The sequence below is a fragment of the Kitasatospora sp. NPDC098663 genome, from assembly GCF_044760075.1.
GTDB lineage: Bacteria > Actinomycetota > Actinomycetes > Streptomycetales > Streptomycetaceae > Kitasatospora.
In genome coordinates this window covers 1-17649 of the sequence record NZ_JBIWAP010000064.1, presented here as the reverse complement: position 1 = coordinate 17649, position 17649 = coordinate 1, and the positions used below count along the sequence as shown (strand labels likewise).

Below are 17649 nucleotides of genomic sequence, written 5' to 3'. Positions count from 1 at the left end.
ACCGCGGCGACAGCGCGGTTGAACAGGCGCCGGGCGCCTCCCGCCGAGCTGGTGGCGATATTCGGTGGCCGGCGCCTTTCACGAATCCGTCGCCTTTCGCACGTGCCAATCGGAGCGGTGTGCCCGCGAACGCCGTTGAAGGAGGAACTGTTCCCGTGCCATGGTCCTTTCGCCTGGAATTCGCGGGGCCGGTGACAGGGTGAAGGAACATGTTGGCGAAGAATCGCGGTAAACGCCTTTCGCCCGGGGAAAGGGTGTAGCCGAATCATGCCTTTCGTGCACGCCAACGGAATTCGGATCTCCTATCAGAGTGCCGGTGACGGGGAGCCCGTCCTGCTCATCATGGGGTCGGGGGCGCCCGGCCGGGTCTGGACGATGCACCAGACGCCGGCGCTGGTCCGGGCCGGCTACCGGGCCGTCACCTTCGACAACCGCGGCATCGCGCCGACGGGCGCGCCGGCCGGCCGTTACTCGCTGGACGACATGGTCAGGGACACAAAGGGCCTGATCGAGACCCTCGAGCTCGGACCCTGCCGGGTGGTCGGGACCTCGCTGGGCGCCATGATCGCCCAGGAACTGGCCCTCACCAGCCCGGAACTCGTCCGATGTGCGGTCCTGATCGGCACCCGGGCCCGCGTCGACGCGTTCCGCCGGGCTTACCTGCTGGCGGACCGCGCACGGCAGGCGGAGGGCATCGTGATCCCGCCCGCCTACCAGGCCGCCGTGTCGGTGCTCGAGATGCTGTCGCCCGCGACCCGCGACAACGACGCCGAGGTCGCCCACTGGCTCGACCTCTTCGAGCTGGCCGGCGACGACGGGGCCGCCCCCGGCCAGGCGTGGGCCGACCCGGACGACGACCGGCGTGCGGCCCTGCGGAACGTTTCCGTGCCCTGCCGGGTCATCGCCTTCGCCGACGACGTGATCACCCCGCCCCACCTGTGCGCGGAGGTTGCCGATTCCATTCCGGACTGTGATCTCGTGCGGATTCCGTCGTGCGGCCACATCGGATACCTGGAACGTCCGGGCGAAGTCAATTCGGCAATCATCGAGTTTCTTGACAAAAACTAGCCAATCCGTAGCGTGGGGAGTTCTCTGTCATGGGCGTGCGTGACATCGAGTACGTAGAGCTGTACACGAGCGAGCCGAAGCCCGTTCTCGACTACTTCGTGGAGGCGATGGGCTTCACGCCGGTGGCGGAGTCGGTGGAGCGCGACACGCACTCCACCGCGCTGCGCTGCGGCGAGGTCCAGATCCTGGTGACCTCGGGACGGGGGGCCGAGGCGTTCCTGGACGCGCACGGCGACGGCATCGCCGACGTCGCGCTGAGCGCGGACGACGTCAGCGCGACCTACGAGGCGGCGCTCGCCGCCGGGGCGCGGCCCGTCCGCGGCGAGGGCGGGCGGCCGGCCGTGGCCGGCTTCGGCGACGTGCGCCACTCCCTGGTGCCCGCTTCGCCCGACCGGCGGCTGCCTGTCGGCCGCGAGTGGAGCGCGCTGAACGGCGCCACCGGCCGGGCGGATCGGATACGGACGCTCGACCACATCGCGGTCTGCCTGGAGGCCGGAACCCTGGCCGACACCACCGACTTCTACATCCAGGCCCTCGGCCTGGAGCGCTACTCCTCGGAGTACGTCGCGTTCGGCGACCAGGCCATGGACTCGATCGTCGTGCGCAGCGTCACGGGCGGTGCGACCTTCACCATGATCGAGCCCGACCGGACCAAGCAGGCAGGGCAGATCGACCGATTCCTGGAGCGCAACAGCGGACCGGGTGTGCAGCACCTGGCCTTCCTGGTGGACGAGATCGTCCCGGCGGTGCACGAGTTCCGCGGCCGGGGCGTCGACTTCCTGAGTACGCCGGCCGCGTACTACGAGATGCTCGTCGAGCGGCTCGGTGACCTGTCCGAGGAGATCGCGGACCTGCAGGTCGCGCACGTGCTGGCCGACCGCGACGAGTGGGGCCACCTGCTGCAGCTGTTCACCCGCTCGCCCTACGAGCGGAACACCCTTTTCTTCGAGCTGATCCAGCGCCGCGGCTCCCGGGGCTTCGGCAGCGCGAACATCCGGGCGCTGTACGAGGCGGTCGAGCGCGACCGTGTGATTGCCGAATGAGCGCCGTAGGGAGAACGGCCCTGACCCTGGCGGACATCGCCGAGGCGGCGCGCGGGCGCCTGGACCCGGCGGTGTGGGACTTCATCGCCGGCGGCGCGGGCGAGGAGCGCACGCTGAGGGCCAACCTGGCGGCCTTCGAGCAGGTGCGGCTGAGGCCGAGGGTGCTGGCCGGAGGGGGGCGCCCGGACACCAGCACCCGGATCCTCGGCCGTACCTGGGCGGCACCAGTGGCCGTCGCCCCGGTCGCGTACCACACGCTCGCCGACCCGGCGGGGGAAACGGCCACCGCCGAGGCCGCCGGCGCGCTCGGCGTCCCGCTGGTCGTCAGCACCTTCGCCGGGCGGACCTTCGAGGACGTGGCCGCCGCCGCCACGGCTCCGCTGTGGGCGCAGGTCTACTGCTTCCGGGACCGCGAGGAGACCCGGCGGCTGGTGGAGCGCGCGGAGCGGGCCGGCTTCGAGGCGCTCGTACTGACCGTGGACGCACCCCATCTGGGCCGCCGGACGCGCGATCTGCGCAACGACTTCCGGCTGCCGCCCGGCATCGCCCCGGCCAACCTCGCCGGCGCCGACTACTCCTCCCCGAGCGGTCACGCCGCAGCCGAGTTCGACCCGGCGCTGGACTGGTCGGTGGTGGCTTGGCTGCGTTCGATCAGCCGGCTGCCCATCCTGCTTAAGGGGATCCTGTCCGCGGACGACGCCCGCCGGGCGGTCGACGCCGGCGCCGACGGCATCGTGGTGTCCAACCACGGCGGCCGCCAGCTCGACGGGGCCCCGGCCACCCTCGAGGTGCTGGCCGAGGTCGCCGAGGCGGTCGGCGGCGTCTGTCCGGTGCTGCTCGACGGCGGCGTCCGCCGTGGCGTGGACGTGCTGGCCGCGCTGGCGCTGGGTGCCGACGCTGTCCTGCTCGGGCGCCCGGTGGTCTACGGCCTGGCGGCCGAGGGCCGGGAGGGCGCGGAGCGGGTGCTGCGGATCGTCGTCGACGAACTCGTGGACGCGATGGGCCTGGCCGGGGTCGGCTCGGTCGCCGAGGCCGGTCCGGCGCTGCTGCGGACCGGCGTGGCGCCGCTGCCCGCGGCGAGCGAGGCGGCCGCCGCCGTCGAGCCCGCCGTGGCGCCGCCCGCGAGGACCGCGGCCGCCCCGGGCGGCCTGGGCATGGCGGACCTGCACCCGAGCCTGAGTGACCCGGTGCTGGACACCATGAACTTCCTCAACGACATCACCCGCCGCTACCCGCAGGCGATCTCGTTCGCGCCGGGCCGACCGTACGACGAGCACTTCGAGACCGAGCAGATCTTCGACTACCTGCGCCGTTACCTGGGCCACCTGGAGCAGCGCGGCTTCACGCCGAAGCAGCAGCGCGAGGCGCTCTTCCAGTACGGACCGACCCGGGGCCAGATCCGCGAACTGATCGCCGACTGGCTGCGCGAGGAGGAGGACGTCGACGTCCCGGTCGACTCGATCGTGGTCACCGTCGGCTGCCAGGAGGCGATGGTCCTGGCGCTGCGCGCGTTGATCTCCGGCCCGGAGGACGTCCTGCTGGTGGCCAGCCCCTGCTACGTGGGCATCACCGGCGCGGCCCGGATGCTGGACATCGGGCTGGCCGGGGTCGCCGAGCGCGAGGACGGCTTCGACCCGGCTGAGCTGGAGGCCGTGGTGCGCGAGCAGCGGGCCCTGGGCCGTCGGCCGCGGGCGTTCTACGTGGTGCCGGACCACGCCAACCCGTCCGGGAACACGATGTCGCTGGCGAACCGCCACGCGCTGCTGGAACTCGCCGAGCGGCTGGACCTGCTGGTGCTGGAGGACAGCCCGTACCGGCTGGTCAGCCCCGGCAAGCAGCTGCCCACCCTGAAGTCGCTGGACCGCGACCGCCGGGTCGTCCAGCTGGGGTCGTTCTCCAAGACGCTGTTCCCCGGCGCCCGGGTGGGCTACGCGATCGCCGACCAGCCGGTGGCGGGTGCCGGTCTGCTCGCGGACGAGCTGACCAAGCTCAAGAGCATGATCACGGTGAACACCTCGCCGCTGAGCCAGGCCGCCGCGGCCGGCATGCTGCTAGCCGGCGAAGGGCGGCTCGCGGAGATCAACACCGAGGCCACCGCCCACTACGAGGGCGCCATGCGGGTGACGCTGAAGGCGCTGGACGAGCACCTGCCCGAGCCGCGCCGCTCGGTCCTGGGGGTGCGCTGGAACAAGCCCAGCGGCGGGTTCTTCCTGACGCTGAACGTCCCCTTCCGCGCCGACAACGAGGCGCTGACGCGCTCGGCCGAGGAGTTCGGCGTGATCTGGACGCCGATGTCGTACTTCTACCCGCTCGGCGGCGGGGAGCATGCCATCCGCCTTTCCACCAGCTACCCGACGCACGCCGAACTCGAGGAGGGCGTCGCCAGGCTGGCCCGCTTCATCGAGTCCGAGTCCCGAGCCGGCTGACCGCCGGACCGACACGAACGGAAAGGGTGATCGTCATGGTGAGCCGTGTGCTCCCGCCGCGCAGCAAGCCCCGGATGTGGGGGTGGACGTTCCGGTGAACAGAGGACGCTCCGCCACCGGTCTGCTGGACAGCCCGGTGACCGCCGCGCCGTCCGTCCCGACCATGGCGCGGGTCGCCGGGGTCGGGACGGCGGTCACGAGCACGTCGTATTCCCAGCGCGACTTGCTGGACCGCTTCGGGATCACCGATCCCAGGATCCGGTCGCTGTTCCTCAACAGCGCCATCGAGCGGCGCTTCCTCACCATCCCGCCGGCCGGCCCCGACGGGCAGCCGGTCCCGGAGATCCAGGGCGAGCTGCTGGCCAAGCACAAGCGGATCGCGGTCGACATGGGAGCCAGGGCCTTGCAGGAGTCCCTGAAGAACGCCGGACTGGACCTCTCCCAGATCGACTACCTGTGCTGCGTGACGACCACGGGCTTCCTGACCCCGGGCCTGAGCGCGCTCATCATCCGTGAGCTGGGGATCGACCCCTCGTGCCACCGGGTGGACGTGGTCGGCATGGGCTGCAACGCCGGGCTCAACGCCCTGAACGGCACGGCTGCGTGGGCCGTCGCGAACCCGGGCAAGGTCGCGGTCATGGTCTGCGCCGAGGCGTGCTCGGCCGCGTACGTCATGGACTCGACCATGCGCACCGCGGTGGTCAACAGCCTCTTCGGGGACGGCGCCGCGGCGATCGTCGTGACCGCCCCGGAGCCTGATCAGGCGGCGCCCGAGGGGCCCCGGATCCTGTCCTTCGCCAGCCACCTGATCACCGACGCCGTCGGGGCGATGCGCTACGACTGGGACGACGAGCAGAACCGGTTCAGCTTCTTCCTGGACCCGGAGATCCCCTACGTCGTCGGCGCCAACGCCGAGCGGGTGGTGGACCGGCTGCTGTCCGGTGCCGGCCTGCGCCGCAGCGACATCGCGCACTGGCTGGTGCACTCCGGCGGCAAGAAGGTCATCGACGCGGTCCGGATCAACCTCGGTCTGACGCGGCACGACGTGCGGCACACCACCGGGGTGCTGCGCGACTACGGGAACCTGTCCAGCGGCTCGTTCCTGTTCTCCTACGAGCGACTGCTCGGGGAGCGGGCGGTCGAACCCGGCGACCACGGGGTGCTGATGACGATGGGCCCCGGCTCCACGATCGAGACGGCGCTGGTCCAATGGTGAAGGGGAGAACGATGGGTGACACCGGCCTGAGGCTGCGAATCGACGGAGCGCTGGCGCCGTCGGCCGAAGGCGTCGCGGCACTGAACGAGCTGTGCGACCGGGCGGAGGACGGCGGCGCGGGCGGCCCGGTCGTCCTGGAGGTGTCCGGCACCCCGAAGCCGGGGTGGACCGAGGGCCTGACGGTGGGTCTGGTCGGCAAGTGGGAGCGCGTGCTGCGCCGCCTGGAGCGCCTGCCCGCGGTGACCGTCGCCGTTGCGAGCGGTGAGGTCGGCGGCATCGCCCTGGAGGCGCTGCTGGCCACCGACCACCGCGTCGCCGAGCCCTCGGCGCGTCTGGTGCCGCAGGCCGCGGACGGCGGCGTCTGGCCCGGCATGGGCATGTACCGGCTGGCCCGCCGGGGAGAGAACGCGGTGACCCGCCGGGCGCTGCTGTTCGGTACCGCCGTCGAGGCCGCCGAGGCTCTGGCCATCCAGCTCGTCGACGAGCTGACCGACGACCCGGCGGGCGCCGTGGCGCGGCTGGCCGAGCGGACCGCGCAGCTGCCCGGGGCCGATCTGGCCATCCGGCGGCGGCTGATGTTCGACGCCCTCACCACCAGCTTCGAGGAGGCACTCGGCGCCCACCTCGCGGCCTGCGACCGACTGCTCCGCCGCACCGCGGACGCCACGCCATGACGGCGCGGGCGACATCCGTCGAAGGCCCCCTGGCCGTGGGCGAGGGGCGGGAGGGCCTGGGCGTCGCCCGCGTCGACCTCGCCCGGGCGGCCGGGCGGGCCCCGGTGGACGGCCTGCGGGAGCTGCGGGCGGCCTTCCTGGACGCCCACGTGGAGGCCGTCTACGCGGAGGTCACCGACAACCACACCCGCCCGCTGCGGCTGGCGGAGCTGTGCCGGGCCGCCGCGGCGGCCTTCCCCGGGCTCCTGCCCACCGAGGAGCAGCTCGCCGCCGACCGGGCGCTGGTGCAGGAGGAGAAGGCCGGGCACGAGATCGACCAGGGTCTGTTCCTCAGTCAGGTGCTGGGCTCGCCGATGGCCGGCCCGCACCTGCTGGACGCTATGCGCCGCCCCACCGAGCGTGCGCTGGAGCTGCTGCAGGACTTCCGCCGCTCCGGTGCGGTGGACCTCGGTACCGCCCGGCTGGAGCGGGTGGACGGCGCGGCGCGGATCACCATGACCCGCGACGACTGCCTGAACGCCGAGGACAACCGACAGGTCGACGACATGGAGACAGCCGTCGACCTCGCGCTGCTCGATCCCGAGGTACGGGTCGGGCTGGTGCGTGGAGGGGTGATGAGCCATCACCGCTACCGCGGCCGCAGGGTATTCAGCGCCGGGATCAACCTCAAGGCCCTGCACGCCGGTGACATCTCGCTGGTCGACTTCCTGCTCCGGCGCGAGCTCGGCTACATCCACAAGCTGATCCGGGGGCTGATCCTCGACGACGGTCCCGCCTGGCGCCCGGCCGTCGTCGAGAAGCCCTGGGTCGCGGCGGTGGACGCCTTCGCGATCGGCGGGGGCTGCCAGCTGTTGCTGGCCGTGGACCACGTGATCGCGGCCACGGACTCCTACGTCAGCCTGCCGGCCGCGCAGGAGGGCATCGTCCCCGGCGCGGCGAACATGCGGCTGACCCGGGCCACCGGGGCGCGGCTGGCCCGGCAGATCATTCTGGGTGGCCGCAAGCTCCATGCTTCCGAGCCCCAGGCGCGCTGCCTGCTGGACGAGGTGGTGGCCCCCGAGGCCATGGGCGAGGCGATCGACCGCGCGCTGGAGGCGCTGCAGGGCGAGGCCGTGGTCGCCAACCGGCGGATGCTGAACCTGAGCGAGGATCCGCCGGAGGAGTTCCGCCGGTACATGGCCGCGTTCGCGCTACAGCAGGCCCTGCGGCTGTACAGCGAGGACGTGATCGGCAAGGTCGGCCGGTTCACGGCGCGGGACGGCGGCTCCGGTGGCCGATAACGACCGGCCGCGGGTCCGCTACGAGAAGCGGGATCGGGTCGCGTACGTGACGCTGGACCGGCCCGAGGTGCTCAACGCGATGGACCAGCGCACCCACGAGGAGCTGGCCGCGATCTGGGACGACGTTGAGGCCGACGACGAGGTGCTGGTCGTGGTGCTGACCGGCGCCGGCGAGCGGTCCTTCAGCGTCGGCCAGGACCTGCGCGAACGCGCCCGGATCGATGCGGGCGGGGCCGCGGCCACCACCTTCGGCAGTCGGGGCCAGCCCGGCTGGCCCCGACTGACCGAGCGCTTCGGCCTGGCCAAGCCGCTGATCGCCCGGGTGAACGGTTACGCGCTGGGCGGCGGCTTCGAGCTCGCACTGGCCTGCGACATCGTGGTCGCCTCCGAGAACGCGGAGTTCGCCCTGCCGGAGGCCAGGCTCGGCCTGGTGCCCGGCGCGGGCGGGGTGTTCCGGCTCGCCCGGCAGCTGCCGCTGAAGACCGCGATGGGCTACCTGCTCACCGGCCGCCGGCTCGAAGCGAGGACCGCGCTGCGGTTCGGGCTGGTGAACCAGGTGGTCCCGGCCGAGCGGCTCGACGAGGCGGTCCGCGAGTGGACCGACGACCTGCTGCGGGCCGCCCCGCTGGCGGTCCGGGCGATCAAGGAGGCGGCACTGCGGTCGCTCAACCTGCCGCTGCCGGAGGCGTTCAGCGCCGAATACGCCTGGGAGCGGCGCCGCCGCCTCGGCTCGGACGTCGTCGAAGGCCCGCGGGCATTCGCCGAAAACCGCGAGCCGCAATGGCGGGACCGTTGATTTTGAACATGTTGATCAATCCTTCGGCCCCGTGCCAGAGTGGGCCGAGTTCGTTCCGCACGGATACGGGGAAGGTGCCCCGCCACTCGGCCGCCAATATTTCGGCCGACTGTTCTGGGTTCCGTGCGCTGACTCGTTTCGATGAATTCCTGGGGGTGGTGCAGTGATGAGCGGCGACGAGAAATTCCTGCGTTCGCGAGTCATCATCGAGCCGTTGGTGGACCGGTTCTACGCCTGGTTCCACACGGTGGCTCCGGTGCAGGCATCGATGAATCTCGCATTCCTTCAGGTGCCCATGCTGGAGTCCTATCTGGACAATCCGCAGGTGCACGTCGCGGCGAGTGTCAACCCGGAGCTGCGCGGCGGGTACTTCGTCAACATCGCCGAGGAGCGCAGCGCGGAGGTCCGCGAGCTGCTCGACTCGATCAAGACGGACCGGGCGGGCATGCTGGCCTTCGCCAAGGCCGTCGCCGAGGCGGAGAACCTGCTGCGGGAGAACGCCACCGGGTACGACCTGACGCCGTTCTACCCGCAGCTGCCCAAGGAGCTGGGCGGCCTGGTGGAGCTGGCCTACGACACCAGCAACCAGGCGGCCGTGCACTTCATGGAGCCGCTGGCGTACTGCAGCGGGCTGTACAGCGAGGACCGGCAGTCGATCCAGCTCTCCCTGGAGCCCGGCGTCGAGCGGCCGTTCATCCTGAGCACGCCGCGCCTGGCCTCCCCCGACGTGCTGGAGGCGAAGATCCCGTTCCGGCACGCCGGCCTCGAGGAGCTGTTCCGGGCCCGGTTCCGCCCCACCACGGTGGACCGCCTGTGTGAGGCCCTGGAGCTCGACGACGCCCAGGCCGCCCTCCTGCCCGGGCTGCTGTCCGACCGGCCGAGCGTGTCCGAGGACCGGCACATCGAGGCCGGCGGCCGGATCCGCTACTTCGGCCACGCGTGCCTGGTGCTCCAGACGCCGGAGGCGGCGATCGTCACTGACCCGTTCATCAGCGCCGACGGCAGCGCCGGTGACCGGTACACCTACGACGACCTGCCCGATTTCATCGACCTGGTCCTGATCACCCACGGTCACCAGGACCACATCGTGCTGGAGACCATGCTCCAGCTGCGCGGCCGGGTCGGCGCCGTCGTCGTCCCCCGCTCCTCGCGCGGCAACCTCGTGGACCCGTCCATCGGCCTCTACCTCAAGGAGCTCGGCCTCCCAGTCGTAGAGGTGGACGACTTCGACGAGGTGCCGTTCCCCGGCGGCAAGGTTGTCGCCACGCCGTTCCTCGGCGAGCACTGCGACCTGGACATCCGCGCCAAGTCGACCTACTGGGTCGACCTGGCCGGCAAGTCGGTGTTCGTCGGCGCGGACTCCTCGGGCATCGACCCGATCCTCTACCGGCACATCCGCAACCACCTGGGCACCGCCGACATCTGCTTCCTGGGCATGGAGTGCGACGGCGCGCCGCTGACCTGGCTCTACCAGGCGCTGCTGACCAGCCCGGTGCCGAAGAAGATGAGCCGCTCCCGCAAGCTCTCCGGCTCCAACGCCCAGCAGGCCGCGGCGATCATGACCGAGTTCGGTGCCACCGAGGCCTACATCTACGCCATGGGTGAGGAGCACTGGCTCGGCCACGTCATGGCCACCACGTACAGCGAGGACACCTACCAGATCCAGCAGATCAACGAGTTCCTCACCTGGTGCGCCGACCGCGGCATCAAGGCCGAGCACCTTCTCAACCAGCGCGAGTGGCGTTGGTGAAACAGGCCAGGTGAACCCAACCGGAACCGATCCCGGGAAAATCCCGCACGAAAGGAATTCGCTGTGAACCCGTTCGACGATCCCGAGGCCTCCTACCTGGTCCTGGTCAACGACGAAGGCCAGCACTCGCTCTGGCCGGTCTTCGCCGAGATTCCGGAGGGCTGGCAGAAGGTCTTCGGCGAGGCCGCCCGCCAGGACTGCCTCGACTACATCGAGACCAACTGGACCGATCTGCGGCCGAAGAGCCTGATCGCCGCGATGGAAAGCAAGTAGACGGAAAGCACGTAGCAGCAGCGGAAGCAGTCGTCCGCCCGCGCCGGGAGCCCGGCGGAGGAGCCATCCTCCGCCGCCCGGCGGCCGGCGAATGAGCCGAGGAAACGTCATTCCGGCCGGAGGACCTGGCGACCGCCAGGGCCCGGCCCGTTTTGTGAAGGGGTGCCGCGATGTCCGATCCCACCGACCACCGGAACCTGCGGGACGCGTTCGCCGCGCAGGTCGCCCGGCAACCGGAGGCGACCGCGCTGACGATGTTCCGCGGTTCTGACGCTGCGGAGCACGAAAGCCTGAGCTTCGCCGAGCTGGCCCGCCGCGCCGCGCTGCGCGCCGAGCGGCTGACTGCCCGGTTCGCTCCGGGCGACCGCGTGCTGATCGCCCTGCCGACCTGCACCCAGTTCGTGGAGCTCTATCTCGCCTGCCTGTTCTCCGGCCTGATCGCGGTGCCCACCCCGCCGCTCGGGGGCTCGTCCACCGCGGCCGAGCGGGCCGTGGCCATCGCCGCCGACTGTTCGCCAGCCCTGGCCGTCACCACCGGTGACCACCGGGACGCGCTCGCCGAGCGACTGGTCGCGCTCGGTCTCAAGACCGTCCTGGTAGAGGCAGCGGGGGAGGCCGGCCCCGGCGAGGCCGCCATGCCGACCGAACCGGACCTGCCGCCGGACACCCTCGGGGTGCTGCAGTACAGCTCCGGATCGACCGACCGCCCCAAGGGCGTGATGCTCTCGCACGGCAACATCCTCGCCAACATCAGGACGATCGCCGAATACTTCGGTCTCGGCGACGGGCCCGGCGGCTGCGGCAGCTGGCTGCCGCTCCACCACGACATGGGCCTGTTCGGGATGCTGACCACGCCGCTGATGGCGGGCGCGCCCGTCACCCTGATGTCGCCCAGCGACTTCGTCCGCCGGCCGGTGGAGTACCTGCGCCTGATGCAGTGCTCCGGAAGCACAGTCACCGCCGTCCCCGACTTCGCGCTCGACCTGTGCACACGGCTGATCAGCGACCGGGACCTCGCCGACCTGGACCTCTCGCAGGTGCGCCGCATCTGCAACGGCTCCGAGCCCGTCCACGCCGCCACCCTGGACGCCTTCACCGCGCGCTTCGCGCCTGCCGGTCTTCGGCCGGACGCCCTGTCACCGTGCTACGGGCTCGCCGAGGTCACCCTGTACGTGTCAGGCACCCGGCTGGGCACCCCGCCGAAGGTGCTCTCCGTCGACCGGGCCCGACTGGAGGACGCCGAGCGTCCCGAGGTCCACCCCGTCCCCGAAGGCCAGGGCCGCCCGCTGGTCGCGCTCGGCGCGCCACACGACATCCGGGTGCGGATCGTCGACCCCGCCGCCGGACTGGCCGTGCCGGACGGATCGGTCGGCGAGATCTGGGTCAGCGGCACGAGCATCGGACGCGGCTACTGGAACCGGCCCGAGCTCAACGACTCCGTGTTCGGCGCCCGCCTGCCCGAGGAGCCCGACACCGCCTGGCTGCGCACCGGAGACCTCGGCGCGATCGTCGACGGCGAGGTCGTCGTCACCGGCCGGCTCAAGGAAGTGATGATCGTCCGCGGTCGCAACCTCTTCCCGCAGGACGTGGAACGCGAGGCGCGCGCCGCGCACGAGGCCCTGACCGGCTTCGTCGGAGCCGCCTTCGGCATCGCCGCACCGGACGAGCGGATCGTCGTCGTTCACGAGGTAAGCCCGGCCGTCCAGGCCGACGACCTGCCCGTCGTCGCCACCGCCGTCCAGCGCAGGCTCTCCACCGAGGCGGACGTGCCCTGCCGGAACGTCCTCCTGGTACGGCGCGGCACGGTCAGCCGCACCACCAGCGGCAAGATCCAGCGCACCGCGATGCGCGAGCGCTTCCTGTCCGGTGAACTGCCCGTTCTGCATGCCGAGTTGGACCCGCAGCTGGCCGTGATCGCGCGCGGTGGTGCGGCATGAGTACCGCCCTGGACGGTATGCCGCAGGCCGCGCTGGAGGCGGCCCTCGGCGACCCGGAGGACTTCGCCTGCACCAGCGCCGCCCTCGACGTCGCCGAGGACTTCCCCGCCGAGGTCTGCGCGCAGCTCGACGCCTTCGGCCTGCCCGCGTACTACGTGCCGGCCGAGTGGGGCGGCGCCCTGGACGACCACGAGCAGCTGATCGCGCTCTGGCGGACCGTCGCCCGCCGGGACGTCAGCGCCGCAGTGGCCCACGGCAAGACTTACCTCGGCGCCGCTCCGGTCTGGGACGCCGGCACCCCCGAGCAGGCCGCCGAAACCGCCGCCGCGATCCTGGCCAGCACCCCGATCGCCTGGGCCCTGTCCGAGCCCGAGCACGGCGCCGACCTGCTCAACGGCGGGCTCACCGCCACCGCGACCGGTGACGGCTACCGGCTGGACGGCACCAAGTGGCCGATCAACAACGCCACCCGGGGCGGACGGCTCACCCTGCTCGCCCGCACCGGCGAGCCCGGCACCGCCCGCGGCCACAGCCTGTTCGTCGTCGACAAGGCCGAACTGGCCTCCGGCACCTGGCGGAACCTGGCCAAGGCACCCACCCACGGCATCCGCGGCATCGACATCTCGGGCATCGAGTTCGACGGCGCGACCTTGCCGGCCGGCGCGCTGATCGGCCCGGCCGGCAGCGGCATCGAGACCGTGCTGCGCTCCCTGCAGCTCACCCGCATCGCCTGCGGCGGCCTCTCGCTGGGCGCCGGCGAGCACGGCCTGCGGCTGGTCGCCCGGTTCACCGCAGAGCGGATCATCCAGCGCCGGCCGCTGATCGACCGCGCCTACCCGGGCTCGATCCTCGCGCGCTGCGCCGCCCTGCTGGCCGCCGCCGAGGCCGCCACACTGCTCGGCGCCCGCTCGATCCACAGCCTCACCGGGGAGTTGAGCGTGACCTCCGCGGTGGTCAAGTCGCTGGCACCCACCCTGGTCGACGCCCTGCTCGGCGAGCTCTCCGAACTGCTCGGCGTGCGCTCGTACCTCACCGGGACGTACGAGCACGGCGCCTTCCAGAAGATCTGGCGCGACCACCAGGTGGTCGCCGTCTTCGACGGCAGCACCCCGGTCAACCGCAGCGGCCTCGCCCAGCAGTTCCCCCGCCTCGCCCGGGCCCTGGAGGCCGGCGACGTCGACACCGGCGGACTGGCCGAGGCGGTCGCCTCCGGTACCCCGCTGCGGCCGCTCGACCGTGCCGGCCAGTCGCTGCTCTCCCGGCGCGGCTGCTCGCTCGTCCAGTCGCTGCCGGCGCTGGCCGAGTCGCTCACGGCGAACGGCGCCCCGGACGGTCTGGCCGAGCACGCCGCCGCCCTGTCCGCGACCGCCCGCCGCCTCGGCGCGCTGATGGCCGAGGTCCGCCCGGCGGCCCGGCCGCCGATGCCCGCGTACGAGCTGGCCGCCGCGTACGAGCTCTGTTACGCCGGCGCGGCCGTCCTGCACCTGTGGGTGCACGGCTCGGCTGGCCACAGGGGCGAACCGCTCTGGCAGGACGGGCTCTGGGTACGGGCGGCGCTGCGCGCCCTGCGCACCCGCCTGGCCGCCGCGCTGCGCACGCCGGCGCCCGACCCCGCTCCCGGTGACGACCGGATCGACGCCGCGCTGTCGCGGCATATCGCCGAGGCTGCCGAGACCGGGGCGCCCGTCACCCCGTTCGGAGCGCCACTGCCCCTGTCCGCCGTCCGCAGCGAAGGAGCACCCGCATGAGCGAGCTGAGTCACCTCGCGAGCGCCGAGCAGCTCGACGCCCTGCTCGGGGACCCGCGCGACGCCGCCAACCCGGTCGGCCACGTCCAGGTGCTGGCCGCCGACGAGCGCCAGGAGATGCACGCCGAGGGCGAGCACCTGCTCGACGAGTTCGGCCTGAACGCCGAGTTCGTGCCCGCCGCTTACGGCGGCCGGCTGCGTCGGGCCGACACGCTCGCCGAGGTCATGCGCACCGTGTGGCGGCGTGACCCCGCGCTCGGCCTCGGCTACGGCTTCGCCTCCTTCATCGCCTCCGTCAACATCTGGACCAGTGGTGACGAGGAGCAGCGGCGGCGTGCCGCCGACCTGCTGCTTGCCAACCAGAAGATCGCCGCCGCGTTCCACGAGCTCGCCCACGGCAACGACTTCGCCCAGGCCGGGTTCACCGCCCGTCAGGCCGACGGCGGCTGGGTGTTCTCCGGCCGCAAGGAGATCGTTACCAACCTGCGTCGCGCCCCGGCGATGGTGCTGTTCGCCCGTACCGGCCAGCAGGCCGGCAGCCGCAGCCACAGCCAGTTCCTGGTCACCCGGGACGAACTGCCCGGGAACCGGCTGCTCGACCTGCCGCGGTTCCCCAGCTCGGGGATGCGCGGTGTCCAGCTGGGCGGCATCCGCTTCACCGACTGCCCGGCGCCGGCCCACGCCCTGATCGGGAACGTCGGTCAGGGCATGGAGATCGCGCTGCGGTCCTACCAGGTCACCAGGGCCGTCCTGCCGGCTGTCAGCGTCGGGCCGTTCGACACCGCGCTGCGCACGGCGGTGGAGTTCGCGCTCGAGCGCCGCCTGTACGGGGGCACCGCCGCCGACATCCCGTACGTCCGCGCCACCATCGCGCGCGCGTTCGCGGACCTGCTCGCCGTCGACGCCTTCGCGGCGGTCGGCCTGCGCACCCTGCACCTGGAACCCGAGGCGATGGCGGTCTACGCCCCCGCCGCCAAGTACCTGACCTCCCGGCTGGTGCTGGACGGGTTCGAGGACCTGCGGTCGGTGTTCGGAGCGGCCGGCTACCTGCGCGAAGGCCCGTACGCAATCTTCCAGAAGATGGCCCGGGACATCGCCCCCGCCGCGTTCGCGCACGTCTCGCGGGCCGCCTGCCTGGTGATGATCCTGCCCCAGCTCCCCCGGCTGGCCCGCCGGTCCTGGCTGGCCGACGGTGCCGCGGCCAAGGAGGTCTTCGACCTCGGTGGGCCGCTTCCCGAACTGCCCTTCGACCGGCTCGCGGCCGGCATGCCGCGCGGCGACGGCCTGATCGGCGTTATCGCTGAGGCCGCCGCAGCGCGCGACCAGGGCCCGCTGGGCCGGTTCGCCGCCCGCCTGGAGGCCGAGCTGCGCGACCTGCGCGAGCGCTGCGGCGAGCTGGGGCCGGCCGGCATCACCATCGACGCTCCGCCGGAGGCCTTCGCCCTGGCCGACCGCTACACCGTGCTGCTCGCCGCCGCGGCCGCGCTCGCGGTGTGGCGCCAGGGCGGCACGCAGTACCCGCAGGAGGCGCTGCTGGGTGTGCTGGACCGTCTCATCGGACGCCTGGGCGGCGAGCCCGTGCTCACGCCCGCCGAACGCGCGGACGTCGAGCACCGGCTCTTCGACCTGGCCGTCCAGCGCTGCCAGGAGCGACGCCTCCTCGATCTGACCGCCCGCCCGATCGCGGGCTGAGAAGGGAAACACCGATGACCGAAGCGGAACTGACGCTGTCACAGCGCACACCCGAGGAGATCGCGGCCTGGCTGGCCGACCGCGTCTCGCACTTCCTGCAGATGCCGGTCGAGGAGATCGACCCCGAGGCCTCCCTCGCCTCGTACGGCCTCGACTCGGTGTACGTCGTCGCCCTCTGCGGCGACATCACCGACCACCTGGATCTGCCCATCGAGCCCACGCTGCTCTGGGACATCGACACGCTGTCCGCGCTCACCGCCCACCTCGTGGGCCTCGCTGCCGAATAGGGGATAACGGGAAATGGCTGCGCCTCAGGCGGAATCGCACGAGCTGATGTCCGGTCAGCTCGGCATCTGGTACGCCCAGCAACTGGCACCCGAGGACCCGGCGTACAACATCGCCGAGTACCTCGACCTCCGTGGCACCGTGCGGGTGGATCTGCTGGTGGCGGCGACCCGCCGGGCCCTGGGCGAAGCGGAGGCCTACCGCCTGCGCTTCCGCCTGGAGGGGCAGTCGCCGCGCCAGTACGTCGGCGCCGCGGAGGACCACCCGGTGAGCGTCGTCGACCTCCGTGACGCGGCCGACCCCCACGCGGCCGCGCGGGAGTGGATGACCGCGGATCTGGGTCGCCCGGTGGACCTGACCGGCGGACCGCTGTCCGCCCACGCCGTCCTCGTCCTGGGCGAGGACCGGTGCCTGTGGTACCAGCGGATCCACCACGCCGCGCTGGACGGCAGCAGCCTGACCACCTTCGCCGCCCGGGTGGCCGCCCTCTACACGGGCGCGCTGCGCGGCGAGCAGCCCGAGGGCGGCGCGCTGCGCCCGCTGTCGGTGCTGCTCGACGCCGACCGCGCCTACCGCGATTCGATCGAACTGGAGTCCGACCGCCGGTTCTGGGCGGAGGCGCTGTCCGACCTCCCGCCGGCCGGGGAGGCACACGGTCGGCGGCTGGCCGGCCACCCGGTGGTGTGCGCACGGGACGTCGCCCCCGGCGACGCCGCCGACCTCCGGGCGGCCGCGCGCCGCCTGCGGACCGGCTTCGCCACTCTGGCGATCAGTGCAGCCGCCCTGTACCACCACCGCGTCACCGGCCTGCGGGACTTCGCCATCGGCGTTCCGGTCGGCGGCCGCACCACCATGAGCGAGCTCGGCGTCCCCGGCATGACCTCCAACGTCCTGCCCGTCCGCTTCGTGATCGGGCGCGGGACCACCGTCGAGGAGCTCCTGGACGGCACCGCGCGGGCCCTGCGCGCGGGCCTGCGTCACCAGCGCTACCAGATCCGCGACATCCTCGCCGACCGGAGGCTGGTCGGCCACGGCTCGCTCTGGGGCCTGAGCGTCAACGTCATGACCGTCGACCGGCCGCTGCGCTTCGGCGATTGCGAGGCCGTACGGATCGGCCTGTCCAGCGGCCCGGCCGACGAGCTGAAGATCGACCTCATCGGCACTGCGCGCGGCGACGGCCTGCAGACCCTCGTCCAGCTCAACCGCAATCGCCACGACCCGAACTCGGGCGCGGAGATTGCCGACCGTTACCACCGGATCCTGCACGCGCTCGCCACGGCCGAGCCCGGCGACGCGGTGGCCGGGCTCGAGGTGCTGGACGCGGCCGAACGCCATCGGATCGTGGACGAGTGGAACGACACTGCTGTGGTTCTGCCGGGGGTGTCGGTGCCGGGGTTGTTCGCGGCGCAGGCGGTGCGGTCGCCGGGTGCGGTGGCGGTGGTGTGTGACGGTGTTGAGGTGT

Annotated in this window: 14 protein-coding genes; all 14 read left to right on the top strand. The window is 72.3% G+C overall.

The genetic code is table 11. The features are described 5' to 3' along the window. Window positions 1–267: 267 nt before the first annotated feature. Entirely contained in the window at window positions 268–1068 is an 801-nt protein-coding gene (locus tag ACIQVZ_RS38760; protein WP_402456820.1) for an alpha/beta fold hydrolase, read from the top strand. Window positions 1069–1097: 29 nt separating this feature from the next. Then, on the top strand, window positions 1098–2111 hold the full coding sequence (hppD, locus tag ACIQVZ_RS38755) for a 4-hydroxyphenylpyruvate dioxygenase (RefSeq protein WP_402456818.1): 1014 nt from the start codon (window positions 1098–1100) through the stop codon (window positions 2109–2111). Then, complete coding sequence (locus ACIQVZ_RS38750) at window positions 2108–4537, top strand: aminotransferase class I/II-fold pyridoxal phosphate-dependent enzyme (RefSeq protein WP_402456817.1); 2430 nt, start codon at window positions 2108–2110, stop codon at window positions 4535–4537. The genes hppD and ACIQVZ_RS38750 overlap by 4 nt, the downstream gene beginning before the upstream one ends. Window positions 4538–4631: 94 nt before the next feature. Continuing rightward, a complete protein-coding gene (dpgA, locus tag ACIQVZ_RS38745; protein WP_402456815.1) occupies window positions 4632–5753 on the top strand; it encodes a 3,5-dihydroxyphenylacetyl-CoA synthase DpgA in 1122 nt (373 codons plus the stop codon). 11 nt (window positions 5754–5764) lie between these two features. Next, entirely contained in the window at window positions 5765–6427 is a 663-nt protein-coding gene (gene dpgB, locus ACIQVZ_RS38740; RefSeq protein ID WP_402456813.1) for an enoyl-CoA-hydratase DpgB, read from the top strand. Next, window positions 6424–7707: a (3,5-dihydroxyphenyl)acetyl-CoA 1,2-dioxygenase DpgC gene (dpgC, locus tag ACIQVZ_RS38735; protein ID WP_402456812.1), complete on the top strand. Its 1284-nt coding sequence runs from the start codon at window positions 6424–6426 to the stop codon at window positions 7705–7707. The genes dpgB and dpgC overlap by 4 nt, the downstream gene beginning before the upstream one ends. Next, on the top strand, window positions 7697–8503 hold the full coding sequence (gene dpgD / locus ACIQVZ_RS38730) for an enoyl-CoA-hydratase DpgD (RefSeq protein ID WP_402456810.1): 807 nt from the start codon (window positions 7697–7699) through the stop codon (window positions 8501–8503). The genes dpgC and dpgD overlap by 11 nt, the downstream gene beginning before the upstream one ends. Window positions 8504–8669: 166 nt before the next feature. After that, a complete protein-coding gene (locus tag ACIQVZ_RS38725; protein ID WP_402456809.1) occupies window positions 8670–10253 on the top strand; it encodes an MBL fold metallo-hydrolase in 1584 nt (527 codons plus the stop codon). 63 nt (window positions 10254–10316) lie between these two features. Next, window positions 10317–10526, top strand: coding sequence for an MbtH family protein (locus ACIQVZ_RS38720; protein ID WP_402456807.1), 210 nt, complete (start codon window positions 10317–10319; stop codon window positions 10524–10526). A gap of 170 nt (window positions 10527–10696) precedes the next feature. Further along, window positions 10697–12463 carry a fatty acyl-AMP ligase gene (locus tag ACIQVZ_RS38715; RefSeq protein ID WP_402456805.1) on the top strand — a complete coding sequence of 589 codons (1767 nt, stop codon included), beginning with the start codon at window positions 10697–10699 and terminating at the stop codon, window positions 12461–12463. Next, entirely contained in the window at window positions 12460–14211 is a 1752-nt protein-coding gene (locus ACIQVZ_RS38710) for an acyl-CoA dehydrogenase family protein (protein WP_402456803.1), read from the top strand. The genes ACIQVZ_RS38715 and ACIQVZ_RS38710 overlap by 4 nt, the downstream gene beginning before the upstream one ends. Beyond that, the gene (locus ACIQVZ_RS38705) at window positions 14208–15902 is read left to right on the top strand and encodes an acyl-CoA dehydrogenase (protein WP_402456802.1); all 1695 of its coding nucleotides are present in this window, start codon (window positions 14208–14210) and stop codon (window positions 15900–15902) included. The genes ACIQVZ_RS38710 and ACIQVZ_RS38705 overlap by 4 nt, the downstream gene beginning before the upstream one ends. Window positions 15903–15916: 14 nt before the next feature. Then, window positions 15917–16189 (top strand): acyl carrier protein, encoded by a 273-nt coding sequence (locus ACIQVZ_RS38700; RefSeq protein WP_402456800.1) that lies wholly within the window; start codon window positions 15917–15919, stop codon window positions 16187–16189. 13 nt (window positions 16190–16202) lie between these two features. Next, window positions 16203–17649 (top strand): condensation domain-containing protein (locus tag ACIQVZ_RS38695; RefSeq protein ID WP_402456799.1); only part of this gene is annotated, 1447 nt, incomplete at its 3' end.

Bases quoted from the DNA above. Each gene is read 5' to 3' on its own strand.
- dpgB (WP_402456813.1), top strand. From the start codon at position 5,765: ATGGGTGACACCGGCCTGAGGCTGCGAATCGACGGAGCGCTGGCGCCG.
- ACIQVZ_RS38705 (WP_402456802.1), top strand. From the start codon at position 14,208: ATGAGCGAGCTGAGTCACCTCGCGAGCGCCGAGCAGCTCGACGCCCTG.
- ACIQVZ_RS38725 (WP_402456809.1), top strand. From the start codon at position 8,670: ATGAGCGGCGACGAGAAATTCCTGCGTTCGCGAGTCATCATCGAGCCG.
- ACIQVZ_RS38700 (WP_402456800.1), top strand. From the start codon at position 15,917: ATGACCGAAGCGGAACTGACGCTGTCACAGCGCACACCCGAGGAGATC.
- ACIQVZ_RS38760 (WP_402456820.1), top strand. From the start codon at position 268: ATGCCTTTCGTGCACGCCAACGGAATTCGGATCTCCTATCAGAGTGCC.
- dpgC (WP_402456812.1), top strand. From the start codon at position 6,424: ATGACGGCGCGGGCGACATCCGTCGAAGGCCCCCTGGCCGTGGGCGAG.
- ACIQVZ_RS38715 (WP_402456805.1), top strand. From the start codon at position 10,697: ATGTCCGATCCCACCGACCACCGGAACCTGCGGGACGCGTTCGCCGCG.
- ACIQVZ_RS38710 (WP_402456803.1), top strand. From the start codon at position 12,460: ATGAGTACCGCCCTGGACGGTATGCCGCAGGCCGCGCTGGAGGCGGCC.
- hppD (WP_402456818.1), top strand. From the start codon at position 1,098: ATGGGCGTGCGTGACATCGAGTACGTAGAGCTGTACACGAGCGAGCCG.
- ACIQVZ_RS38750 (WP_402456817.1), top strand. From the start codon at position 2,108: ATGAGCGCCGTAGGGAGAACGGCCCTGACCCTGGCGGACATCGCCGAG.